Here is a 23,110-nt window from a genome sequence, read left to right on the forward strand (position 1 = left end):
CCTCGGGACTGAACCACCTGCACGATAAATGCTGTGGCGGACGAGGAAGCGCAAGCTTGACTCAAGAACAGAAGCATCTCCATGACCGATGAGATGCTGAGTCCGTTTGCGTCGGCGCTGGCGCTTGCGATGCGCGGCGCAATTCTCCCTTGATAGAACGATCGCCAACTCGAGCTCGCCTTGAAGTGAGGAGTCGACTTCGCTCAAGTTTGCGATGAGGGGGCCGCCGCGACAGGAGTGGCGACATCGCTGCGGCGGACTTCGGACCCAAGCACTCACTCGCTTTCCGCCGCCACCGTGTCGCCGACCCGAATTGCCTTCACCCGGCGAAGTGAAATGATTGAAGGAGGCAAATAGCCTCTTGGATAGACCTCGATCTGCTGCAAACGCGGCCGCCGCTTGCTCGCTACGAAGGCATCCATATCGTGTTGCTGCGATAGAAGGAATTTCAGAAAACTTATCTCTCTGACGCGGCAGGTTTGATAAAGGCTCAGCAATACCAAGTACTCGGCAAGGCCGGCTTCTTTGACACTTCGTCGGACATCCTCCCTGTAATCGCTGACGCGCTTGATGGCATTCTCGGCCAAATTGTTGTTCCACGACACGCCATCGTGCTGCAGGAACGCGAAGAGGCGCTGGCGATTTCGGAGTAGTCGTTCTCGTAAGGCTTTGGAGGCCTCGGATTCGTAAAACCGCTCAGCCAGTGCATCGAAAAATGCTTCGGCCGCCTTGGCATGGATTTGCAGATAGCGCTGCCTGAGACCATGCTCGTCAATGGTCGTCACGATTGACCGCAAGAGACCGCCGAATGGCGTTGTAATGGATTGAAGCTCCTGGTCGAACGGATTGTCGAGAATCGCCCGGTTCATGTCGCGCATCAGGTGGATGAGGCAACGCTGCTGCAAACAGGGAAGTCCGTCATAAGCGGAATAGAAGTCGGAGACCAGCACGCCTCTAAAGTCCTTGAGCATTTGCCGTAGGAAATCCCCCTCACGCGAGCGTCGGAAGATGTAGATCGTCGCGTATGGGCTCGCGAACACCCAGACATACCCGTTACCGTCCTTCAACTTGATCTCGGTCTCGTCAACGTAGAGCACCGGCCCGGCAATGAGCTGCGCGAGGAGCATTTTGCAGGTCTTGCGGTACTTGTGGACAAGCAGATGCCGGAAATCGGTGAATTCCCAAAAATTCACACGGACTCCGAAGGTCTCATAGAAGAGCGCGGCCAGCGACCTGACCCCAAGCCTATGGGTGATGTGCTGGTACGCAAACCAGCTCATTAGGCCATGAAAGTACCGCGTTAGTCGATCATAGCGCTCGGGCGTGAAGCATTTTTGGCAAGACTCGCAACGATAGGCAACGGTCCTGAACTCTACGATCTTTCGTCGGATCGCTCCCGGCGTGATGACGAGATCAATGGCGCGCTTGCGCCTCCTTTGTAGGTCTTTCGGCCGCTGCTTTGGGTCGAGTGGCACGATCCGCTTGCTGCCGCAAACGGGACAGCGGGTTGCCGTGATCTCCATCCGGTGCGTAACCCGCAAGTCCCGATTTTGCCAGCGTCGGCTCCCCTTATTGTTGCCTCGCTTGCGCCGAGCCGGTTTAGTTCGCACGAACACGTGACGTTGCTGGTAGTCGAAATAGGCCCGCTTATTGACGAATTCGAAGTCGGCATGCGCGAATTTGGACCAAGTGGCTGTGCGCGCCAGCTTGTCGAGCTGCGCCACCGATGCCACGCGCAGTCCGTCCTGCGGTAGGCTGTTGGCACTGCAGCTCGGTGCTTCGGCCAAGAACGCGCAGACTCTACGCAGCGCTTCGCAGTCTTCCAGATTGTATTGGATCAGCTTGGCCTTCCATGAAGCGTCGCCGGTCTTTTCCCAGTTCTTGCGCCAAACGACGCTCTCGATGCCGGAGGCGTCTGGCTCAGTCCAGCGGCAGCCGAGGCAGCCTGCCGTTTCCTTGAGGCCGTTCGAGTAGGCTGGAAAGTAGAAATGCGGGTAGATGATTGTGAGTACATTCGTCAGCACAGCCAAAATAGCGTCAATGGGCTTCTTACGCCGGGCTTGACGTCGCATGCGCGCGATAACGGTTCGCTCGTAGTTGCCGTAGGAGTAGAGGCGAGGCGCGCTATGCTGCGCGACGATGTCGAGAAATCGAGCGAATATCTCGGCTTCCCCCTTCCGATCATCAGCCCAAAACGAGTGGTGCTCGACGCGCTCGCCTTCGCAAACGACAAGTCCGATCAGGTAAATGGAACCATCTTCGGGATCACCCTCCATGTCCACATAGATACGCACTGTCGCCATTGGAATTGTGGGTGAGCCCAACACATAGAGTGTCTTATCGCGAATGGCTAACGCGTGCAGCGCGTGGTCTCGCCGGGTGAGTGGGATATCGGTGCGTTTGCCGCGTCGCCGAGGCCGAAATGTATGGGCGAGCTGAGTTAGTGTGAGGATACCCTTGCGAGCGTAACGTTTGATCGTCTTTTCACCGATGCCACGCAGAAGGCTAAGATTGTCTTCCCGGATGGCTTGGTCACGGCAACGATCGCGGAACGCGCAGATTCGGCAATGGTCGTTCAATAGTAGCTTTGGCGGGATATCAGCGCGCTGTAGGCGCTCGGCATCCCGGAGGAGAGTTTCCGCCGCCGTCAGTGTTGATCCGAACCGAATGTTCGTCCTCGCGCCGTTGCGCCCGAGATATACGGTTCCGCCGCTAGGAAGAGCGCCCTGTAATCGGCCTAAGAGAACCGCGCGTGTGGCGAGTTGCTGGCGATCGAGAGCGCGAACCCGGGGCGCCGCACAAAACAGCACCGGTTCATATCGGAAGTTCCCAAGTACCGAGGGACCGTCGATCCGGCGTAGGGCATCGAAGTGGACAGCATAGCGATCGTTTTCCAGGCAAGAACCAAGGACAAGCGCTGCTCCTTGGCGAAGATTGGCTACCGACAAATTCAGGTCAGTAGTCAGCTCGGCTTTGAGGTAATCGCGTCGAATCTTTTCGATCGCCTTGGACTGCAGGTTGGCTCGCTGCTCGATCAGAAGCCTCTCGTACCCCGACTGGGTCCCTTGCTCGCCACGCAGTTGAAAATACGCCTTCAAGCGGCAGTGCTGTAGCGCATCGATAACATCGTCAGCGATCTTGGAGGACATCGCGTGCCTCCCATTGTCACCAAAAAGCGGTACGCTCATTGCACACGACTATTGCTTAATTCGGGCAGTCAACCGCTGAAGGAGGCTGGATTGTATGAGGCTGTCGATGAGACCAGCACAGAGTGCAGTCGGACCTTTTGGTTCGATAAAACCGTCGAATCTACGATCGAGTGGAGGACACCATAGTCAGATCAGGCGTGAACCAGTAGACTGCTAGCGTACCGATGAACATCGAAGGAGGCGTTTCTGGTGCGGTGACCCACGGCCAGCGAAAATGAAAACCTAATATGTGATTGATTTGCTGGTGGGCCCGGCAGGACTCGAACCTGCAACCAGACCGTTATGAGCGGCCGGCTCTAACCATTGAGCTACAGGCCCCGCCGCGAGGCGGCCGCTTCGCGCGGCCGGCAACGGTGCGCGGTTCGTTTACAAGATTACGGTGACAGTGCAGTCCACCACTGTCACCGTAATAGCTTCCGCGCCGTCAAATCGCGCTCCTCTCGCCATGCCGCAGGCGGCGTTTCCAAATCCTCAAATCCGGGGCGCCCATCACGGCGCGTCGAGCTGCTGCGGGGCAATACGTGTAGTGACGTAAAACCCCGTGCGGGCGCTTGATCATCTAGCTCTTCGTCGGGTGACAGATGATCTGTTGGATGCTGTTGAACGGCGCCATGAGAGGCCTAGCTTTTGCGTGGTCCGTATGATCGCTCCCAGCGATGAAATCCCTCCCCACGATGTAGGGCGGGTACATGGTGCATGCATTCTGCACGCCGAACACAATCGTCAAGGATTCGCAGTCCTCTACTAGCTTCGAGAGATGGCCTTCCAGCGTATGCGGGTCGATCTCCGACATCAGGCTGTCCCCTTACTTGGACTCAATGTGCAGCACCTTAATGAGGCCGCCGACAAATGCAGAAAAATCCGAGGGACCGACGCCGGAACTTCCCCCGCCCCCTCGCATTACGGTGACGCACTTAAATCGTGAGCCTCCGAATCCGTGAAATTGACGAGGGTCATTTGGGTGCATGTCACCCTATTCGACAATGCAATGCAAATGCGGCCGTTACTGTGCTGGGCAAAAAAGTGGTATATTTGACAGGGGACGACGATGCTAGCCAAGCGGGCTATGCCCGCGATGATCCGCGCCAGAAGCGGAACAGGTCAGTTATGCACAAGTCGTCGCGTACGTATCGTCCAAAGAGCCTACGAGCCGCGTGGGACTGAAGACGTTGATGGCTACGGCTTGAAATTCTTCGAGCTTGCCGTCTTCCTTGAGAAGGTCGTCGAGCGCGCTCAGCTTGGCCGCTGAGCGCGGCGCTTTCCTTTTCGTAGGCTTGGCCATCGAAACCCCTAGTTGCAAACGATCTCAGCCTGCCGCGCGTTATGGGCTGTTCCGAAGTCTTTCATGGCAGCGCCCGCCTTCGCCCTTCGGGCTCCGGCGTGGCAGCCTTCGCACACTTCGCCATAGCCGCCTGAGCTGGCTTGCCGAGCCGTAGCTCGCGAAGCGAGCGAAGGCTGGTGGGCCCGGCAGGACTCGAACCTGCAACCAGACCGTTATGAGCGGCCGGCTCTAACCATTGAGCTACAGGCCCCGCCGCGAGGCGGCCGCTTCGCGCGGCCGGCAACGGTGCGCGGTTCGTTTACAGGGCCTGAGGCGGGGGTGCAATGCCGGCTCTGGTCAACGGAAAGCCGGGGCTGCGCGGCAAGCACCTGCTCGTCGGATGATCGCTGGATTCGGAATAATCGCATTTTGCCAGTGTTTTGCCCGACGAGTCAAATGGCCATGCGGTCATCCGGCCGGTTCCTGCTCTTGCGTTTCCCTAACCCGCTGTGATTGCTCACATCTTCTACTGTGCATGGGGTTGTTTTCGCACTTTTTGTTGAGAGGGCCTGTCGGTCCCCTCAAACCTCTTGCCGGCAAGCGATGCACCCGCGGCGGGGCGCCGCCTAATCCACCGAAACTCCGGCGAACTCGACCACCTTGCGCCACTTCTCGGTTTCGTTTGCCACCAGCTTGCCGAACTCGGCCGGGGTCATCGGCTTGGGGATGCCGCCGGTCTCCGCGAGGCGGGCGACCAGCTTCGGGTCCTTCAGCGCTTCGCCGACGGCCTTGTTGAGGATCTCGATCACCTCGGGCGGCGTGCCCTTTGGTGCGGAGATGCCGTAGAAGCCGACGGACTCGAAGCCCGGCACGGTCTCGGCGATCGCGGGCACGCTCGGCCAGCGCTGCGGCGAGGTCACCCCAATCGCGCGGACATTGCCGCCTTTCGCCTGCTCCATGGCGGAGGGCAGGTTGTCGAAGATCAGCTGCACCTTGTTGGAGATGATGTCGGGGAAGGCGATGGCCGAGCCGCGATAGGGCACGTGCACCATGTCGCATTTGGTCATCACCTTGAACAGCTCGGCCGACATGTGCACCGAGGTGCCGTTGCCGGACGAGGCAAAGGAGACTTTTCCGGGGTTGGCCTTGCAGTAGTCGATGAACTCCTGAACCGTCTTCGCCGGGAACGCGTTGGAGACGACCAGCATGTTGGTGAGCTGCATGATGCTCGCGACCGGCACGGTATCGCGCAGGAAGTCGAACGGCAGCTTCTTGTAGAGCGAGGTCGAGATCGCGTTGTTGGGCGCGACAAACAGCAGCGTGTAGCCGTCCGGCGGCGAGTTGATCGCGGCGGCGGCCGCGATGTTGCCACCGGAGCCGGTGCGGTTCTCGACGATGAATTGCTGGCCGAGACGGTCCGACAGCCACTGCGCCATGATCCTTGCCACGATGTCGACCGGGCCGCCGGCGGAAAAGCCGATCAGCCAGTGCACGGGGCGGTCGGGATAGGCGGCGGAGGCGGGAAGTGTGGCGCTGAAAAGACCTAAAAGAACTGCGAGCCCAAAAACACCGTGACGCAAAATTCGCAACATGACGCCTCCCATTGTTCTATTGTCGTTGGGGGCATGCTTTCACAAAATCGGGCTGCTGCCTACATCGTCGCAAGTCGGTGTTGACGCAGGCTCGGCGGAAATGACCATGAGATTCGCGACTATTCTGCTCGCCGCGGCGCTGCTCGCCAGCTCCGCCGCTGCTCAAACCGGAGGCAATGCCATTCCGACCACGACACTCAGCCTCGGCACTGCGACGCCCGGCGGCGGCTTTCCGCTCTACGGCAACGCCTTCGCGGAGGTGATGAACGCGGCCGATCCGCAAACCAGGATCATCCCGCGCAACACCAAGGGCAGCAACGAGAACATCCCGCTTCTGGAGAAAGGCGAGCTCGATCTCGCGTTGGTCGCAGGCGAGCCGGCCTATGAAGCCTTTGCCGGCATCGGCCGTGCGCCTGTGCGGCTGAAGATCCTCACCGCGATCTATTCCAACCCCGGCATGTTCGTGGTGCGGGCGGACAGTCCCTACAAGACCATTCGCGATCTCGTCGGTCAGCCCGTCGCGTTCGCCGCCAAAGGCTCGGGCCTGCCGATCCTGGCGCGCTACGTGCTCGACGGACTCGGCCTCAAGCAGGACGAGGACTTCAAGGCGGTCTATCTCGACCGTGCCGGCGACGGCCCCGCGATGGTCGAAGACGGCCGCGTCGCCGCGCTGTGGGGCGCCGGCATCGGCTGGCCCGGCTTTGCCGCGGTCGCATCGAGCGCGTCAGGCGCACGCTTCATCGCGCCCAGCGCAGAAGAGATCACACGCATCCGCGCCAAGCATGCGTTCCTGAAGCCGCTCTCCGTGCCGGCCAATAGCTATCCGAAGCAGACGGAGCCGATCGCCTCGCTCGGCTCGTGGAGTATTGTCCTGACGCGCAACGACCTGCCGGATGACGTGGCCTATCGGCTGGCAAAGACGCTGCATGGCGCAGAAGTGACGTTCTGCAAGAAGCTCGCGCAGGCCTGCGAGACCACGGCCGCGAACACGGTCGCGGCAGCGCCAAAGGTGGAGCTGATCCATCCGGGCGTGATGAAGTATTTTCGCGAGATCGGCGTGGTGAAATAGCGAGACTCTCCGCGCATCCAATGAGAGCTGGTTCTAGCGGAGAGAAACCCCTCACCCGGCCGCGCTTCGCGCAGCCACCCTCTCCCACAAGGGGAGAGGGTGCACCGTCAGCACGGCTCCACCGTCACTTCTTCACCAGCGCGCACGCCGGGTCGGGCGGCCCGAACGCCTTGTCGCCGGAGATCGTCGTGAGGATCTTGTAATAGTCCCACGGATATTTGCTCTCCTCCGGCGTCTTCACCTGAACCAGCCAGAGGTCGTGCACCATCAGATTGTCCTCGCGCAGTCTGCCGTTGCGGGCGAAGAAATCCTCGATCGGCTTCTCGCGCATCTTGGCGGCCACTTTAAGTGGATCGTCGGTGCCGGTCTCCTTGATGGCGTTGAGATAGTGCATCACGCTGGAATAGACGCCGGCCTGCCACATCGACGGCATCTTGTTCATCTTGGCGAAATAGCGCTTCGACCATTCGCGGGTCTTGTCGTCCATGTCCCAATAGAACGACGTGGTCAGGAGCAGGCCTTGGGCTGCCTGCAGGCCGAGACCGTGGATGTCGGTGATCAGCGCCAGCAGCGCCGCCATCTGCTGGCCGCCCTTGAACACGCCGAACTCCGAGCCGGTCTTGATCTCGTTCATGTTGTTGGGGGGACCGGCGGCGATGCCGATGATCTTGGCCTTGGAGGCCTGCGCCTGTAGCACGAAGGAGGAGAGGTCGGGCGTTGCCAGCGGCGGCCGCACCGAGCCCAGCACCTTGCCGCCATTGGCGGTGACGACGGCGGAGGCGTCGCGCTCCAGCGAATGGCCGAAGGCGTAGTCGTCGGTGATGAAGAACCAGCTGTCGCCGCCGCGCTTGACCACCGCATCCGCCGTGCCGACCGCGAGCGCGCGGGTGTCGAACACCCATTGGATCGCGTAGGGCGAGCAGAACTTGCCGTGGAAATCCGCGGTGCCGGTGGAGTGGGTGATGAACAGCCGCTTCTTCTCGTTGGCGATGTTCTGCACCGCGAGCCCGACCGCGGAGACCGGCACGTCGACGATCAGATCGACCTGGTCGACGTCGTACCAGCGCCGCGCGATCGCGCCGCCGACATCGGCCTTGAGCTGGTGGTCGCCGATCACGACGCTGATCGGCTTGCCGAGCACGGTGCCGCCGAAATCGTCGATCGCCATCTGCGCCGCCGTCACCGAGCCCTGGCCGGTCGGCGCCGAGGCCGGGCCGTTCATGTCGGTGAGCACGCCGATCTTGACGACGTTGTCCGACACCTGCGCCGACGCCGCACCTGAAAGCAGCGACGCCGCCAAGAGCATCGCTGCAAAGGCGGCCGCGACCGGCAGTCCAAATCTGATTGGATTCATCCTTCTCCTCCCCTGATCCGGCTCGTTGGCCGGTGTTGCCCGGGTATGCCCGGCTGAATTGGTTTCTTTTGCAACTATTCGGGGGCGGGCGTCAATGTCAGGCCGCAAAGCGGATCTGTCCGGCCAGCGAGGGGTCGTAGCCGGTCAGCTCCTCGGCGCGCTGGTGCAGCCGCCTTTCGTCGAGCAGCCGGAGCAGGGCCTGCATGGCGGGGCGGAAATAGCTGCGCTGCCGCATCGCGAGGTCAAGATTCTCCCAGACCAGCGGCACGAAATCCAGCCCGGCCGAGCGCGCCGCCGCGCGCGTCGCGATCCCGCAATCGGCCTGGCCGACGCGGACGATCTCGACGAGGTCCGGGCCGGTCAGAGCCTGCGTCTCGATGCGGCGCAAATCCCGCGTCGAGGCGCCGGCGCGCTTGAGCAGCACGTCGAGCAGCATCTGCGCGCCCGTGCCCTGTGGTCGCATCACCATCCTGGCGCCGCGTGCGAGCACGTCGGACAGGCCGTGCAGATGCTTGGGATTGCCGTGCGGCAGCACGAGGCCCTGCTCGCGGCGTACGAACGCGACCAGCACCGCGTCGTGCAGATCGGGAGCTGCCCGCAGCGCCTCGACACTGGCATCGCTGGCGAGATTGTCGGCGGCGTCCAAGGCATGGAAGTGCACCGCCGCAGCCATCACCTCGTTGCGCTGCAAGCGCTCGAGTCCGCGCGCGCTGCCCTCGCTCATCGATCCCAGCCCAGAGCCGGATTCGCGCAGGCTCCAAGCCAAGAGCTCGTCCTGGCTGCCGCCGACGACCGGCGGCGGCTCCGCGATCAGCATGCCGGCCGGGCGCGCCAGTCCCGACAGCACCCAGAGATCGAGCTCGTGCCGCGGGAAGAGCCACTTCCCGGTCACCTTGGTGCAGGGGATCGCACCGGTGGTGACGAGTTCGTAAAGCTTGCGTTCGCCGAGCCGAAGATAGTCGGCGGCTTCGCTGGTCGTCAGGAATTCCATCCTGCATTCCTATGCAAATTCTTGCTTCTTTTTGACGTCCGACGCAGGTGGAATTCTGCATTTCAATTCGTGTCCGCGGGAACCATGCCCGATCATCTCGCTGCTTTGCAACACATCCTCGCGCGCGATTTCTGCTTTGGTGAACGATCCGAAAGCGCTCGCGCTTTGCCGAAATTTCCCGAGTGGGCAGCGCGAGGAGCAGATGGCGTCACGAGTGCGGCGCAATCGATCGTCATCATGATCCCGTCACAGCTAATGGGAACCCTTATCATGGCCGTCCGCCGCCTCGCCGTTGCATTCGCGCTTCTTTGCGGCCTTGCTGCGGGCGTTGCGGCGTCAGCCGCGGAGGAGCGTGGCATCGTCCTCGCCACAACGACGGCGACCCAGGAGTCCGGCCTGCTCGATTATCTGCTGCCGATCTTCCGCGCGAAGACCGGCATCGACGTGACGGTGATCGCGCGGCGCGCCGATGAAGTGCTCGACGGGGCGCGAAGGGGCGAGGTCGACGTCGTGCTGATGCATGCGCGACCGCAGGAGGAGAAATTCGTCGCCGATGGTTTCGGCGTGAAGCGCCTCGACGTGATGTACAACGACTACGTGCTGATCGGGCCGAAGAGCGATCCCGCCGCGGTGAAGGGCAAGGACATCGCGACCGCGCTGAAGGCGATCGAGGCCAAGGGGGCGCCATTCGTGACGCGCGGTGACCGCTCGGGCACCCATGCCGCGGAGCTCGCGCTCTGGATCGTCGCCGGCATCGACATCGCGAGCGCCAAGGGCGCCTGGTATCGCGAGGCCGGGGCGGGCATGACGAGAGCCCTCGACGCCGCGCGCGCGGCGAACGCCTATGTGCTGTCGGACCGCGGCAGCTGGATCTCGTTCAGGGATCGCGGCGATCTCGACATCGTGGTCGAAGGCGACAGGCGGCTGCTCAATCAGTACGGCGTGATGCTGGTGAACCCCGAGAAGTTTCCGAACGTGAAGAAGGACCTCGCGCAGACCTTCATCGACTGGCTGACCTCGCCGGAGGGGCAGACGGTGATCGCCGGCTACAAGGTCGACGGGCAGCAGCTATTCTTTCCCAATTCGGACAGATCGGGCGGCTGAGGCCGCATTGCCGGCGGTTGCCAAACTGGGCGATGCATGGTCCATCATGGCGCATGACCCAACGCCTGCCGTCCTCGCTCACGCCGCTCGACACTGCGCTCGCCGGGTTGCTGCGAGGCGTCGATGCTGTTGCGCCGGTGGAGTTGCCGTTGGCGGAAGCGATCGGTTGCATCGCGGTGGGCACTCCGCTGCTTGCCGCCTATCCTCCGTGCGACATTGCCGCAGCAGACGGCTGGGCGCTCTCGGCCAATGATCTCGTCGGTGCGTCCGCGTACGCGCCGCTGCCGCTGGCGATGGCTCCTGCGTGGGTCGATGCCGGTGACGCGATGCCGGAGGGTTGCGACTGCGTGCTCGATGCTGGCGCGGTCGAGGTATCGGGTCCGCTGGCCCAGGTGCTGGCAGAGGCCGTGCCGGGGCAGGGCGTCAGGCGCGCCGGAAGCGACGTCGCCGCGCGCACGCCCGCCGGCGCCGAGGGCTATCCCATCGCTGCGGCCGATCTGCTGATCGCGCGCGTTGCTGGCTTGGAAAAGCTTTTCGTGCGGCGGCCGCGGCTGCGCGTCGTCAATGTGCCGGGTGCAACGACGACGGCGCGGATGATCGCCGAGAGCGCGCGCGCAGCGGGACTGGATGTGAGGACGTTTGACGCCAGCGCGCGCGACGAAGCATCGATTGCCGAGGCGCTCGATGCGTCATCCAGCGATCTGCTGCTGACCGTCGGCGGCAGTGGCGTCGGCCGCCGGGATGCAGCCATCGCGGCGCTGGCCCGGCGCGGCGAGGTGCTTGCCCATGGCGTTGCGCTCCAGCCTGGACGCACAGCCGCGGTCGGCCGGCTCGAAAAGGTTCCGATCGTCGCCTTGCCCGGCTCGCCCGATCATGCGCTCGCGACCTGGCTCGCGCTCGTGCTGCCACTCATTGACCACCTGTCGGCGCGCCGGCCACGCCGACAGGTGAGCTTGCCGCTCGCACGCAAGATCGCATCCGGCGTCGGCATCGCCGAAATCGTCCTCTTGGCCGAGGAACATCATGCGTGGATGCCGCTTGCCGTGGGCGAATGGTCGCTCCAGGCCATCGCCGGTGCCGATGCATGGCTGCTCGTCCCCGCCAGCCACGAGGGATTTGCGGCGGGCACGCCGGTCGGTGCTTATCTGATGCGGGAATGATATGGGTTCCGGCATGACGATGATTCCGCGGTCGCAAGAGCGCAGCGCGCTGGAACAGGAGCAGTTCCTGAAGGTCCTGTCGCGGGAGGAAGCGCTGGCCCGCTTCGAGGCAGCGCTGTTCCCGCGGTCGATTCCGAGTGCAACGTTCAAGCTCGCCGATGCACTCGGTGCGGCGCTTGCCCAAGACGTCACGGCACCGATCGACGTTCCGCCGTTCGACCGCTCCAATGTCGATGGCTTTGCGGTCCGCTCAGCCGATGTCGTTGCGGCGGGGGAAGGTGCACCCGTTCGTCTCGCGCTGAACGATGAAACCATCCACTGCGGCACAGCCCCGACGCTGCAAGTGGCTGTTGGATCCGCAACGGCGATCGCCACCGGCGGTCCGCTGCCGCGCGGCGCCGACGCTGTCGTCATGGTCGAGCACACCCAGCCGGCAGGGTCGGATGCGATCGAGGTTCGTCGTGCCACCTCTCCCGGGCAATTCGTCTCCTATGCCGGATCCGACATCGCGCGCGGCGAAGCGCTGCTGCGTGCGGGGACGATCATCGGCTCGCGCGAGATCGGCATGCTGGCCGCTTGCGGCATCGCCGAGGTGAATGTCGCGCGCAAGCCGATTGTGGCCGTGATCTCCACCGGCGACGAGCTGGTGCAGCCCGGAGAGCTGCTCGCGCCCGCCGAGATCTACGACACCAACGGTGCGATCGTCGCTGCTGCGATCGACGAGAATGGCGGCAAGGCGGTCTTCCTTGGCGCCATTCCCGACGATGAAGCCAAGCTCGAAGCCGCCATGCGCCGCGCGCTGGCGGATGCCGACATGCTGGTGCTATCGGGCGGCACGTCGAAAGGCGCGGGCGACCTGTCCCACCGCATCATCGACCGGCTCGGCCAGCCCGGCATCGTCGCGCATGGCGTTGCGCTCAAGCCCGGTAAGCCGCTGTGCCTTGCGGTCTGCGACGGCAAGCCGGTGGTGATCCTGCCGGGCTTTCCGACCTCGGCGATGTTCACCTTCCATGACATGATCGTGCCGGTGCTGCGCAGGATGGCCGGGCTGCCGCCGCGCTCCGAGGCCAAGGTGAACGCGACCGTGCCGGTGCGCATCGCTTCCGAACTCGGCCGCACCGAATTCGTCATGGTCTCGCTGGTTGAAGGTCGGGGCGGCCTGATCGCCTATCCCTCCGGCAAGGGATCCGGTGCGATCACGTCATTCGCGCAGGCCGATGGCTTTCTGCGCATCGACGCGCTCGCCGACCAGATGCCGGCCGGCACGCAGACCGAGGTGACGCTGTTCACGCCGCATGTGCGCGTGCCCGATCTCGTCATCGTCGGCAGCCATTGCACCGGCCTCGATCTCGTCACCGCACAGCTCGCACATGCCGGCCTCACCGTGCGCTCGATCGCGGTCGGCAGCCTCGGCGGGCTCGCGGCAGCGCGGCGCGGCGAGTGCGATCTCGCGCCGATCCATCTGTTCGACGACAAGAGCGAAACCTACAACGCGCCCTATCTCGTCGAGGGGCTCGAACTCGTTCCGGGTTGGCGGCGGATGCAGGGCATCGTCTTCCGCAAGGGCGACAAGCGTTTCGAAGGCCTCGGCGCAAAGGACGCCGTCGCGGCGGCGCTCGCCGACCCCGCCTGCATCATGGTCAACCGCAACCAGGGCGCCGGCACGCGCATCCTGATCGACCGGCTGCTCGGCGGCGCGCGCCCGGAAGGCTATTGGAACCAGCCGCGCTCGCACAACGCGGTGGCAGCGGCCGTCGCCCAGCACCGCGCCGACTGGGGCATGACCATTGCGCCGGTCGCCCACGCGGTCGGCCTTGGTTTCATTCCGCTCGCGGAGGAGCATTATGACTTCGCGCTGGTGACGGCGCGCAAAGCGCGGCCGGCGGTGCAGGCCTTTCTCGATGCACTCGGCTCGAATGAAGCGCGCGCCGCGCTGGAGCAGGCGGGGTTCCGACCCGCGTAGATTGACGAAGCGGCGCTTCTCAATGATCCAAGCTAACCGGAGCACACCGCCTTACGATGCGTCATCCAGCGCCGCCAACCGCTCGGCCTCGGCGATGTCCTCGACGGTATTGGCATTGAAGAACGGGTCGAGCGGCTCGGTCGGCCACGTCACCGTCGTCAGCGGATAGCGCGCGGTCCAGCGGTCGATCTTGCGGAGGTCTTCGACCACCAGCGCGTGGCGGAGCTCGTCGCGCAAGTCGACGCGCCACAGGCCGATCACCGGATGCGACTGATCGCCCGATGCGGCGACCGCGAGCTGCGCGTTCTCGCGCGCCCGCGCCTCATGCAGTCGGGCGACCAGATCGCGCGGCAGGAAGGGACAGTCGCCGGCGGCGCTGAGCACCCACTCGATCTCCGGCCGGTTTGCCGCGGTCCAGTCGAGCGCCGCGAGAATGCCGGCGAGCGGACCGGGAAAGCCGGGCACGTCGTCGGCGACCACCTGCAAGCCGAACGCGGCGAAGCGTGCGGGATCGCCGTTGGCATTGAGGATCAGTCCGCTGCATTGGGGTGAAAGGCGCGCGATCACACGCTCCAGGATGGTGCGGCCACCGATGCTGCGCATCGGCTTGTCGCCGCCGCCCATGCGGCGGGCGAGACCGCCGGCGAGCAGCACGCCAAGAGTCGGCGGAATGCTCGCGGCCGGAAAACTAGTCGTCACCACCTTCACCCTTGCGCTTGTGCTTCGCCGATTCCTCCTCGACGTAAGCGAGGTTCTGGTCGTAGACGATGCGGTCTTCGCCCGCGAGCGCGATGAAGCGCTTGCCGCGGGTGCGGCCGATCAGTGTCAGCCCGACCTGCCTTGCGAGATCGACGCCCCAGGCGGTGAAGCCGGAGCGCGACACCAGGATCGGAATGCCCATCCGTACGGTCTTGATCACCATCTCCGAGGTGAGGCGTCCCGTGGTGTAGAGGATCTTGTCGCCAGGCTCGACGCCGTGGCGGTACATCCAGCCCGCGATCTTGTCGACGGCGTTGTGACGGCCGACATCCTCGGTGTAGCAAAGCGGGGTGCCCTCCTTGCACAGCACGCAGCCATGGATCGCGCCGGCCTCCAGATAAAGCGAGGGCATGGTGTTGATGGTCTGCGTCATCTGGTAGAGCCAGGAGGTGCGCAGCTCGGCCTTCGGCAATGCGACGCTCTCGACCGCCTCCAGCAGGTCGCCGAAGGCGGTGCCCTGTGCGCAGCCCGAGGTCTGCGTGCGCTTCTTCAGCTTGGCCTCGAAATTGGTGTGGTGTGAGGTGCGCACCACGACCACCTGGAGGTCGTCGTCGTATTCGACCTCGGTGACCGCATCATTATATTTCAGCATGTTCTGGTTCAGCAGGTAGCCGAGCGCCAGATATTCCGGATAGTCGCCGATCGTCATCATGGTGACGATCTCCTGCGAATTCAGGTAGAGCGTCAGCGGCCGCTCCATCGGCACCTTGATCTCGACCCTGGCGCCGGTCTGGTCGGTCCCGGTCACGCTCTGGGTCAGGCGCGGGTCGTCCGTGTCAGGGACGATCAGGGGCACCGGGGTCTTGTCGATCTTCATCATGGTTGCGAGGTTAGCATGACATTCGGGTCAAGCCGATATAAGCATGACGGGGAGAGGCCGGAAGTTCCATCGGCTGGCGAGCCGTTGGCGGAGATCGGGTGGTTATGAAAGTCATCGGCCTTGCGGGCTGGAGTGGGGCGGGCAAGACCACGCTGTTGACGCGGCTGATCCCGCATTTCAACGCGCAGGGCCTGCGCGTCTCCGTGATCAAGCATGCGCATCACCAGTTCGACGTCGACGTGCCCGGCAAGGATTCCTGGCGCCATCGCGAGGCCGGTGCGGCCGAGGTGCTGGTTGCTTCGTCCAACCGCTGGGCCTTGATGCACGAATTGCGCGGCGCGGCGGAGCCGCGGCTGCCGGAACTCTTGGGCAAGCTGTCCGCGGTCGATCTGGTCGTGGTCGAGGGCTTCAAGCGCGAGCCACATCGCAAGATCGAGGTGCATCGCGGCGCCAATGGTAAGCCACTGCTGTTTCCAGACGATCCCGGCATTGCCGGGATTGCGACCGACGTGGTCATTGAAACCCGGCTACCGACTGTCCATCTCGACGATATTCCAGCCGTGGCGGCATTGTTGCTGCGCGCGGCGATGCCGGTTGAGGAAGCGGTGGCGAAAAGCGCCGCGATGCGCTGACGAGGCACCATGGCGCAACTATCGGACGATTGCTTTGCCTTCGGCGGCCCGATGATGTCGGTGGACGAGGCCGTTGGCCTGATCACCACGCGCGTCAATGCGATCGCCGATCTCGAAACCGTGGCGCTCGTCGAAGCGGATGGGCGCGTGCTGGCGCACGATATCGCCGCGCCTTTGCCGCTGCCGCCCTTCACCAACTCCGCCGTCGATGGTTACGCCGTCCGCAGCGCGGATCTTCCGCAAGGCACGGAGCAGGCGTTGCCGCTCGACGGCCGCATCCAGGCCGGCGGCCTTGCACAAGCGCCGATCAAGCCCGGCCACACCGCGCGCATCTTCACGGGCGCGCCGATGCCGCCGGATGCCGAGACGGTCTTCATGCAGGAAGATGTCCGCATCGATAAGTCCGGCAAAGTGGTGCTGCCGCCGGGGCTGAAGCCGGGTGCCAATGTACGCCCTGCGGGCGAGGACATTCCCGAAGGGTACGTCGCGCTGCGCGCCGGCCAGCGCTTGCGGCCGCAGCACGTTGCCCTCGCCGCCGCCTTCGGCCTGACCAGCCTCGACGTCGTCAGGCGCATCCGCGTCGCGGTGTTCTCGACCGGTGACGAGCTGGCCTCGCCCGGCGAGCCGCGCGCGGCCTCGCAACTGTTCGATTCCAACCGCTTCATGCTGATGGCGATGCTGCGCCGGCTCGGCTGCGAGGTCAGCGATCTCGGCATCTTGCGCGACGAACCGACGTCGCTTGCGAACGGCCTGAAGCAGGTCGCCGGCGAACACGACCTTATCCTTACCACCGGCGGCGTCTCGACCGGGGAGGAGGATCACGTCAAGGCGGCGGTCGAGAGCATCGGCTCGCTGGTGCTGTGGCGGATGGCGATCAAGCCCGGCCGGCCGGTCGCAATGGGCATCATCGACGGCACGCCGCTGATCGGATTGCCCGGCAATCCCGTTGCTAGCTTCGTCACCTTCGTCCATGTGGTGCGGCCGACGGTGCTGGCGCTCGCCGGCAGCCTGCCGGAGCCGCTGACGCCGATCCCTGTGCGCGCCGCGTTCACTTACAAGAAGAAGGCGGGCCGGCGCGAATATGTTCGCGTCTCCTTGCGGCGCGGAGAGGATGGCATGCTCGAGGCGATCAAGTTCCCGCGGGAAGGCGCTGGACTGTTGTCGTCGCTGATCGAGACCGACGGCTTGGTCGAACTCGCCGAAAGCGTCACGGGCGTCGAGCCGGGGCACAGCGTAGGTTTCCTACCCTACGCCGATCTGCTCTGATGCGGCTGCGTTGACGCCATCGCCTCATCCCGCCATGTTGCGCCCATGACCCGAACGACGCTCGATCTCACCGGGCTGAAATGCCCGTTACCTGCTCTGAAGACGCGCAAGGCGCTGAAGCCGTTGCAGCCTGGCGATCAACTCGAAGTGCACTGCACCGATCCCTTGTCGGTGATTGACATTCCGAATCTGATTCGCGAGACCGGCGACAAGGTCGAGATCACCGAGCGCAACGAGGCGCGCATCGTATTCCTGGTCGAAAAGAGCGACGCCCCGTAGAAAGGCGAATGTTCACGGCGGCGACGTTTGACTATGCTGCGCCTGCGGGGGACGGCCGAAGCTTCGCTGCAGTGCGAAAGGCGCCGAATATTGCGGTGGATGATCTCAAACCTAAGACATCGGGCATGACTTTCTCAACGCCGAGGGCAAGCGCAGCCGCGAGTCCCGCGGTGGGCCGCGAGCCTGCCGTCAAGCTCGGCAAGACGGCTGCAGGGCCGGAGTTCGGCGCGCTGGCCCAGGCCTCCATCCTGATCGTCGACGACGAGCCGGGCATGCGCAATTTCCTGGTGCGCACGCTTGCGCCGCGCTGCAAGTTGGTGGACGAGGCAGCCGATACCGACCAGGCCTCGCGCAAGCTCGATTCCAACCGCTACGACGTCGTCATTCTCGATAACATCATGCCAGGCAAGAATGGCGTCGATTGGCTCGCCGAGCAGCGCGCCGTCGGCTTTTTCGCCGACGCCATCCTGATCACCGCCTATGCCGACCTCGACACCGCGATTCAGGCCTTGCGCGCCGGTGCGGCCGATTTCGTGCTCAAGCCGTTCCGCTCCAACCAGATCCTCAACGCGGTGGCACGATGCCTCGACCGTGTCCGCCTCCAGCGCGAGAACTATGTCCTGCGCTATGCTTTGCGTGCCTCGTCCGACCGCACCTTTCTGCGCGACAATCTGATCGGACAGTCGGCAGCGACGCTGCGCGTACGTGAGACCATCGCGCGCGTCGCGCGCCTGCCGACCTCGGTTCTCCTCACCGGCGAATCCGGCACCGGCAAGGAAGTGGCAGCGCGCTCGATCCACTCGCTGTCCGACCGCGCCGACAAGCCCTTCGTGCCCGTGAATTGCGCGGCGATCCCGCCCGAGATGATCGAGGCCGAGCTGTTCGGACACATCAAGGGCGCCTTCACCGGCGCCGATTCGGGGCGCGAGGGCTTATTCCTGTATGCGCATGGCGGCACGCTGTTCCTGGACGAGATCGGGGAGCTGCCGCTGCCGATGCAGAGCAAGCTGCTCCGCGTGCTCGAAGACCGCCGCGTCCGTCCGGTTGGCTCCGAGCGTGAAGTTCCGGTCGACCTTCGCTTCATCTTCGCAACCAATGCCGAGCTTCAGAAGGAGGTCGAGAAGGGCCGTTTCCGAGCTGATCTGTTCTACCGACTCAACGTGATGCAGATCCGCCTGCCGCTCCTGAAGGATCGCGGCGATGACGTGCAGGAGCTTGCCGCCATCTTCATGAGCAAGCTGTCGGCTCAGCTCGGCATGCCGCCGGTGCCGATCGACGCCTCGGTGCGGGCGGCGCTCGCAAGCTATGACTGGCCGGGCAATGTGCGCGAGCTGCGCAATTTGATCGAGCGCACGCTGATCCTCGGCGCCTTCCCCGACGATTTCGCCGATCCCCGCAACAACGGTCAGTCGGCGCCTGCCGACAGTCTCGCGGAGCTCGAGCGCCGTCACATTCTCGGCGTGCTGAAGGAGGTCAATGGCAATCGGGAGGAGGCGGCGCGTCGCCTCGGTATCTCACGCAAGACCATCGACCGCAAATGCGCGTTGTGGGATGTCTGATGCTGCCGGCCGCAGCGGCGAGCCTATGCGGGGACGCTCCGTCCGCTTCCGGCTGCTCGCGATCGCGCTGCTGCCGATGCTGGTCATCCTGCCGCTCCTGCTCGGCGTTGCGATCTATCGCTGGAACGCGAAATTCGACGCGACCCTGATCTCCAAGGTCAACGGCGATCTCACCATCGCCCACCAATATCTCGCCCGCATCCTGGAAAAGACCGGCGTCCAGCTCCGGGCGCTCAGCCTGTCGGCCCGCTTCCATGAGGTGCTGGCGCCGGATGCGCGCGGCTCCCTGCAGGATCTGCTCGACGAGACCCGCAAGGAAATCGGTCTCGATTTCCTGTATCTGACCAACGGTCGCGGCGACGTCCTGGCCTCATCGCCGCCGCTGCAGCATCGACCGAGAAGCGACTGGCCGATCATCAGGTCGGCGCTGTCGGGCCAGGTCCCTGCGACGGGCGTCGACATTTTCGGCAATGACGAGCTCGCCGCAATTTCGCCGGCCCTGGCTGAGCGCGCGCGATTGGACCTCGTGCCGACGCCGAACGCGGTGCCGACCGACCGCAGCACCGAGACGCGCGGCATGGTCGTGCATGCGGCGAGCCGGGCGATGCTACCTGACGGTGGCGCCGCTGCGCTGGTCGGCGGCACGCTGCTCAACCAGAATCTCGAATTCATCGACACGATCAACGATCTCGTCTATCGCGCGGCGAGCCTGCCGGAGGGCAGCCAGGGCACTGCGACGCTGTTCCTGGACGACGTGCGGATATCGACCAACGTCCGTCTGTTCGAGGGACGGCGCGCGCTCGGCACGCGCGTGTCGGCGGCGGTGCGCTCGGCCGTGCTGGGCGAGGGGCGAACCTGGCTCGACAGCGCTTTCGTGGTCAATGACTGGTACATCTCCGCCTACGAGCCGCTGGTCGACAGTTACGGCAAGCGGGTCGGCATGCTCTATGTCGGCTTTCTGGAGAAGCCGTTCAGTGAAGCCAAATACCAGACATTGATGATCATCATCGTAGCGTTCATCGCGATCACCGCAGCGACCGTACCAATCTTCCTGCGCTGGGCGAGCTCCATCTTCATGCCGCTGGAGCGCGTCACGGCGACGATCACTGAGGTGGAGCGCGGGAACCTCTCCGCCCGCACCAAGATGCCGGTGTTGGGTGACGAGATCGGCCGCGTCGCGGTTCATCTCGATAGCCTGCTCGACCAGATCCAGGAACGCGACCGACAGCTCCGGGAGTGGAATGAGGAACTGAACGTCCGCGTGCGGGAGCGCACCCGGGACCTCGAGCACGCCAATCTCAAGCTCGAGGCAACCACCAAGCAGCTCATCATGTCGGAGAAGCTGGCTGCGATCGGCGAGATCACCGCCGGCGTTGCGCACGAGATCAACAATCCGATCGCGGTGATGCAGGGCAATCTCGACGTCATCCGCAGCGTGTTCGGGGCCGATGCCGACAAGGCGAAGGTCGAGTTTCGCCTGCTCGACGAGCAGATTCACCGCATTAGCCAGATCGTGACCAAGTTGTTGCAGTTTGCAAGGCCGGAGGAATATGCCGGCTATGTCGAGCGCCATGCTCCGGCGAGCGTCATCTCCGACTGTCTGCCGCTGGTGCAGCATCTTCTGAACAAGACCGAGATCGCCGTGGTCAGGGACGACCGCGCCAACCGGCTCGTGCTGATGAACCGCAACGAGCTGCAGCAGGTCCTGGTCAATCTCATCGTCAACGCGATCCATGCCATGCCGGAAGGCGGAACCCTGACGCTCCGCTCCTTCGATGCCGAGCGCGACGGCCATCAAGGCGTCGCCATCGAGGTCGCCGACACCGGCATCGGCATGAGCACTGAGGTGATCGAAAAGATATTCGACCCCTTCTACACCACGAAACGGCGGCAAGGCACTGGGCTCGGCCTCTCCATCAGCCAGACGCTGATCAAGCGCCAGGGTGGGCAGATCACGGCCGAAAGCCGCGTCGGTTCCGGGAGTACATTCACAGTGTGGCTGCCGGAAGCGACCTGATTGGACATTTTGTCCGAGGATCTCAGGACATTCTGTCCGGCGCAGCGTATTGCGCTGCGGGAAGTCGTTGAATCATCACGATGCGACTTCTGGCACGCGCGTTGCTCATCTCAAGACAGGGTGTTGAGGGGGATGAGGGCGCGATAGCCGTCACTGCAACGCTGCTTGCGGGGTGAAGGGACATCACCCGCAACCAGCTGCTTGCTCGGCGCACATGACGGATGCGCACCAGACGATTCCGCTTCGGCATGAAGTCCGACCTGTCATGCGCGGCTGCCAAGCTCGCACACGACCGGTCTCAAACCGACGTGCCGGCAAGGCCACGCTTTGGAGGTAATGCTTATGACGACTGCCGATACCGTTCTTGCACCAATTGGTGCTTCCGGCTTCCTCGATCGTGAACGCACGATCGCGACCGCCGGCTTCAATCGCTGGCTGGTTCCGCCGGCAGCGCTGTGCATCCATTTGTGCATCGGCATGGCCTATGGCTTCTCGGTGTTCTGGCTGCCGCTCTCGCGCGCGATCGGGTTGACCGCACCGAAAGCCTGTCCGGATATGTCGCTGTGGCAAGAGCTCTTCACCACCACCTGCGACTGGAAGGTCGCAAGCCTGGGGTGGATGTACACGCTGTTCTTTGTCTTGCTCGGCGTCTCCGCCGCGATCTGGGGCGGCTGGCTCGAGCGCGCCGGTCCGCGCAAGGCGGGCGTCGTCGCCGCCTGCTGTTGGGGCGGTGGTCTTCTGATCGGTGCTTTCGGCGTCTACGTCCACCAGCTCTGGATCATGTGGCTCGGCGCCGGCGTGATCGGTGGCGTGGGACTTGGGCTCGGCTACATCTCCCCCGTGTCGACCTTGATCAAATGGTTTCCGGATCGTCGCGGCATGGCGACCGGCATGGCCATCATGGGATTCGGCGGCGGTGCCATGATAGGAGCGCCTTTCGCCAATCTCTTGATCAACTACTTCAAGACACCCAGTTCGGTCGGCGTCTGGGAGACCTTCGTCACGATGGGGGTGGTCTACTTCGTCTTCATGATGATCGGCGCCTTCGCCTATCGCGTGACTCCGGCCGGCTGGCAGCCAGAAGGCTGGACCCCGCCGAGCGAGAAGAAGTCGATGATCACCGAGCACCATGTGCACCTCGACAACGCGCACAAGACGCCGCAGTTCTGGCTGATCTGGTGGGTGCTCTGCTTGAACGTCTCGGCGGGTATCGGCGTGATCGGCATGGCCTCGCCGATGCTTCAGGAGATCTTCGCCGGCAAGCTGATCGGGCATCCGGAGCTGACCTTCGGCCAGCTTTCGGTTGAACAGAAGGCGGCGATCGCGGCGATCGCCGCCGGCTTCGCCGGTCTGTTGTCATTGTTCAACATCGGCGGCCGGTTCTTCTGGGCGTCGATGTCGGACCTGATGGGCCGCAAGAACACCTACTACACGTTCTTCATCCTCGGCATCGCTCTCTACGCGCTGGCGCCGACCTTCGCGGCGATGGGCTCGAAGCTGCTCTTTGTGCTCGGCTTCGGCATCATCCTGTCGATGTATGGCGGCGGCTTCGCGACCGTGCCCGCCTATCTCGCCGACATGTTCGGCACGCAGTTCGTCGGCGCCATTCACGGCCGGTTGCTGACGGCGTGGTCGACCGCCGGCATCATCGGCCCGGTCGTGGTGAACTACATTCGCGAGTTCCAGCTTGCGGCGGGCGTTCCGCGCGACCAGCTCTACAACACCACCATGTACATCCTCTGCGCCATGCTGATCGCGGGACTGATCTGCAACTACCTGATCAAGCCGGTCGATCCGAAGTGGAACATGAGCGAGGAGGAGGTTGCCAAGCTTCAGGCTGCAAGTGCCAAGACCCAGGCCGGCATCCAGCATGGCTCCTTCGGCATCGGCAAGGGCGGTTTGGATGCCAGGGCCGCGCTGTTCTGGGCCTTCGTCGGTGTTCCCTTGGCATGGGGTGTGTACAAGACGCTCGAGAGCGCGGTGAAGATCTTCTGATCGCGCAGGCTCTCTTGCAGCGGGAATCTCCACTCCAAGGTGCATGAGGGCGGCGCCAGTTCGATCCGAGCGGGGCATGC

18 protein-coding genes and 2 tRNA genes are annotated in these 23,110 nt (G+C 63.8%); 10 read left to right on the forward strand and 10 right to left on the reverse strand.

From position 1 onward, the window contains the following. Positions 1–275: 275 nt before the first annotated feature. The 6 genes from AAE027_RS11295 to AAE027_RS11320 form a co-directional block, all read right to left on the reverse strand. Positions 276–3,149 (reverse strand): TM0106 family RecB-like putative nuclease, encoded by a 2,874-nt coding sequence (locus AAE027_RS11295; RefSeq protein ID WP_370988087.1) that lies wholly within the window; start codon positions 3,147–3,149, stop codon positions 276–278. Positions 3,150–3,451: 302 nt separating this feature from the next. Beyond that, a tRNA-Ile gene (locus AAE027_RS11300) sits at positions 3,452–3,527 on the reverse strand. A 241-nt stretch (positions 3,528–3,768) separates the two neighbouring features. Further along, positions 3,769–4,002 (reverse strand): hypothetical protein, encoded by a 234-nt coding sequence (locus tag AAE027_RS11305; RefSeq protein ID WP_130219806.1) that lies wholly within the window; start codon positions 4,000–4,002, stop codon positions 3,769–3,771. Positions 4,003–4,314: 312 nt separating this feature from the next. After that, the gene (locus tag AAE027_RS11310) at positions 4,315–4,491 is read right to left on the reverse strand and encodes a hypothetical protein (RefSeq protein WP_370988088.1); all 177 of its coding nucleotides are present in this window, start codon (positions 4,489–4,491) and stop codon (positions 4,315–4,317) included. A 174-nt stretch (positions 4,492–4,665) separates the two neighbouring features. Continuing rightward, positions 4,666–4,741: transfer RNA gene (locus AAE027_RS11315), tRNA-Ile, on the reverse strand. 355 nt (positions 4,742–5,096) lie between these two features. Then, positions 5,097–6,062 (reverse strand): Bug family tripartite tricarboxylate transporter substrate binding protein, encoded by a 966-nt coding sequence (locus tag AAE027_RS11320; protein WP_370988089.1) that lies wholly within the window; start codon positions 6,060–6,062, stop codon positions 5,097–5,099. A 106-nt stretch (positions 6,063–6,168) separates the two neighbouring features. Here AAE027_RS11320 and AAE027_RS11325 point away from each other — a divergent pair, with 106 nt between their 5' ends. Beyond that, a complete protein-coding gene (locus AAE027_RS11325; protein WP_370988090.1) occupies positions 6,169–7,131 on the forward strand; it encodes a TAXI family TRAP transporter solute-binding subunit in 963 nt (320 codons plus the stop codon). A gap of 124 nt (positions 7,132–7,255) precedes the next feature. Here AAE027_RS11325 and AAE027_RS11330 read toward each other — a convergent pair whose 3' ends face one another. Further along, the gene (locus AAE027_RS11330) at positions 7,256–8,485 is read right to left on the reverse strand and encodes an ABC transporter substrate-binding protein (protein WP_370988091.1); all 1,230 of its coding nucleotides are present in this window, start codon (positions 8,483–8,485) and stop codon (positions 7,256–7,258) included. Between the two features lie 97 nt (positions 8,486–8,582). Then, complete coding sequence (locus AAE027_RS11335; RefSeq protein ID WP_370988092.1) at positions 8,583–9,476, reverse strand: substrate-binding domain-containing protein; 894 nt, start codon at positions 9,474–9,476, stop codon at positions 8,583–8,585. Between the two features lie 270 nt (positions 9,477–9,746). Between AAE027_RS11335 and AAE027_RS11340 the strand changes: the two genes are divergently transcribed. The 3 genes from AAE027_RS11340 to AAE027_RS11350 are packed head-to-tail and all read left to right on the forward strand — an operon-like array spanning position 9,747 to position 13,703. Next, positions 9,747–10,580: an ABC transporter substrate-binding protein gene (locus tag AAE027_RS11340; protein WP_370988093.1), complete on the forward strand. Its 834-nt coding sequence runs from the start codon at positions 9,747–9,749 to the stop codon at positions 10,578–10,580. A 53-nt stretch (positions 10,581–10,633) separates the two neighbouring features. Beyond that, positions 10,634–11,740 carry a molybdopterin-binding protein gene (locus AAE027_RS11345; RefSeq protein ID WP_370988095.1) on the forward strand — a complete coding sequence of 369 codons (1,107 nt, stop codon included), beginning with the start codon at positions 10,634–10,636 and terminating at the stop codon, positions 11,738–11,740. A 13-nt stretch (positions 11,741–11,753) separates the two neighbouring features. Beyond that, positions 11,754–13,703, forward strand: coding sequence for a molybdopterin biosynthesis protein (locus tag AAE027_RS11350; RefSeq protein WP_370988096.1), 1,950 nt, complete (start codon positions 11,754–11,756; stop codon positions 13,701–13,703). Positions 13,704–13,754: 51 nt separating this feature from the next. Here AAE027_RS11350 and mobA read toward each other — a convergent pair whose 3' ends face one another. Then, the gene (gene mobA / locus AAE027_RS11355; RefSeq protein WP_370988097.1) at positions 13,755–14,405 is read right to left on the reverse strand and encodes a molybdenum cofactor guanylyltransferase MobA; all 651 of its coding nucleotides are present in this window, start codon (positions 14,403–14,405) and stop codon (positions 13,755–13,757) included. Then, complete coding sequence (locus AAE027_RS11360) at positions 14,392–15,282, reverse strand: formate dehydrogenase accessory sulfurtransferase FdhD (RefSeq protein ID WP_370988099.1); 891 nt, start codon at positions 15,280–15,282, stop codon at positions 14,392–14,394. Before AAE027_RS11360 ends, mobA begins: the two co-directional genes overlap by 14 nt. A 104-nt stretch (positions 15,283–15,386) precedes the next feature. On the opposite strand from AAE027_RS11360, the gene mobB reads away from it, so the two are divergent. The 6 genes from mobB (at position 15,387) to AAE027_RS11390 (ending at position 23,030) form a co-directional block, all read left to right on the forward strand. Then, on the forward strand, positions 15,387–15,914 hold the full coding sequence (gene mobB / locus AAE027_RS11365; RefSeq protein ID WP_370988249.1) for a molybdopterin-guanine dinucleotide biosynthesis protein B: 528 nt from the start codon (positions 15,387–15,389) through the stop codon (positions 15,912–15,914). 9 nt (positions 15,915–15,923) lie between these two features. Then, a complete protein-coding gene (locus AAE027_RS11370) occupies positions 15,924–17,180 on the forward strand; it encodes a molybdopterin molybdotransferase MoeA (protein ID WP_370988100.1) in 1,257 nt (418 codons plus the stop codon). A gap of 45 nt (positions 17,181–17,225) precedes the next feature. Next, positions 17,226–17,459: a sulfurtransferase TusA family protein gene (locus AAE027_RS11375; RefSeq protein WP_028142272.1), complete on the forward strand. Its 234-nt coding sequence runs from the start codon at positions 17,226–17,228 to the stop codon at positions 17,457–17,459. A gap of 125 nt (positions 17,460–17,584) precedes the next feature. Beyond that, complete coding sequence (locus AAE027_RS11380; protein WP_370988101.1) at positions 17,585–19,018, forward strand: sigma-54-dependent transcriptional regulator; 1,434 nt, start codon at positions 17,585–17,587, stop codon at positions 19,016–19,018. Beyond that, on the forward strand, positions 19,011–21,035 hold the full coding sequence (locus AAE027_RS11385) for a sensor histidine kinase (RefSeq protein WP_370988103.1): 2,025 nt from the start codon (positions 19,011–19,013) through the stop codon (positions 21,033–21,035). Before AAE027_RS11380 ends, AAE027_RS11385 begins: the two co-directional genes overlap by 8 nt. Before the next feature lie 342 nt (positions 21,036–21,377). Next, on the forward strand, positions 21,378–23,030 hold the full coding sequence (locus tag AAE027_RS11390) for an OFA family MFS transporter (RefSeq protein WP_370988104.1): 1,653 nt from the start codon (positions 21,378–21,380) through the stop codon (positions 23,028–23,030). The last annotated feature ends 80 nt before the right edge of the window (positions 23,031–23,110 follow it).

Source organism: Bradyrhizobium sp. DN3, from assembly GCF_041357655.1.
Classification (GTDB): Bacteria; Pseudomonadota; Alphaproteobacteria; order Rhizobiales; family Xanthobacteraceae; genus Bradyrhizobium.

Excerpts from the sequence above, each read along its gene's own strand:
- AAE027_RS11295 (WP_370988087.1), bottom strand. The coding sequence starts at position 3,149 with ATGTCCTCCAAGATCGCTGACGATGTTATCGATGCGCTACAGCACTGC.
- AAE027_RS11305 (WP_130219806.1), bottom strand. The coding sequence starts at position 4,002 with ATGTCGGAGATCGACCCGCATACGCTGGAAGGCCATCTCTCGAAGCTA.
- AAE027_RS11310 (WP_370988088.1), bottom strand. The coding sequence starts at position 4,491 with ATGGCCAAGCCTACGAAAAGGAAAGCGCCGCGCTCAGCGGCCAAGCTG.
- AAE027_RS11320 (WP_370988089.1), bottom strand. The coding sequence starts at position 6,062 with ATGTTGCGAATTTTGCGTCACGGTGTTTTTGGGCTCGCAGTTCTTTTA.
- AAE027_RS11325 (WP_370988090.1), top strand. The coding sequence starts at position 6,169 with ATGAGATTCGCGACTATTCTGCTCGCCGCGGCGCTGCTCGCCAGCTCC.
- AAE027_RS11330 (WP_370988091.1), bottom strand. The coding sequence starts at position 8,485 with ATGAATCCAATCAGATTTGGACTGCCGGTCGCGGCCGCCTTTGCAGCG.
- AAE027_RS11335 (WP_370988092.1), bottom strand. The coding sequence starts at position 9,476 with ATGGAATTCCTGACGACCAGCGAAGCCGCCGACTATCTTCGGCTCGGC.
- AAE027_RS11340 (WP_370988093.1), top strand. The coding sequence starts at position 9,747 with ATGGCCGTCCGCCGCCTCGCCGTTGCATTCGCGCTTCTTTGCGGCCTT.
- AAE027_RS11345 (WP_370988095.1), top strand. The coding sequence starts at position 10,634 with ATGACCCAACGCCTGCCGTCCTCGCTCACGCCGCTCGACACTGCGCTC.
- AAE027_RS11350 (WP_370988096.1), top strand. The coding sequence starts at position 11,754 with ATGACGATGATTCCGCGGTCGCAAGAGCGCAGCGCGCTGGAACAGGAG.
- AAE027_RS11360 (WP_370988099.1), bottom strand. The coding sequence starts at position 15,282 with ATGATGAAGATCGACAAGACCCCGGTGCCCCTGATCGTCCCTGACACG.
- mobB (WP_370988249.1), top strand. The coding sequence starts at position 15,387 with ATGAAAGTCATCGGCCTTGCGGGCTGGAGTGGGGCGGGCAAGACCACG.
- AAE027_RS11370 (WP_370988100.1), top strand. The coding sequence starts at position 15,924 with ATGGCGCAACTATCGGACGATTGCTTTGCCTTCGGCGGCCCGATGATG.
- AAE027_RS11375 (WP_028142272.1), top strand. The coding sequence starts at position 17,226 with ATGACCCGAACGACGCTCGATCTCACCGGGCTGAAATGCCCGTTACCT.
- AAE027_RS11380 (WP_370988101.1), top strand. The coding sequence starts at position 17,585 with ATGACTTTCTCAACGCCGAGGGCAAGCGCAGCCGCGAGTCCCGCGGTG.
- AAE027_RS11385 (WP_370988103.1), top strand. The coding sequence starts at position 19,011 with ATGTCTGATGCTGCCGGCCGCAGCGGCGAGCCTATGCGGGGACGCTCC.
- AAE027_RS11390 (WP_370988104.1), top strand. The coding sequence starts at position 21,378 with ATGACGACTGCCGATACCGTTCTTGCACCAATTGGTGCTTCCGGCTTC.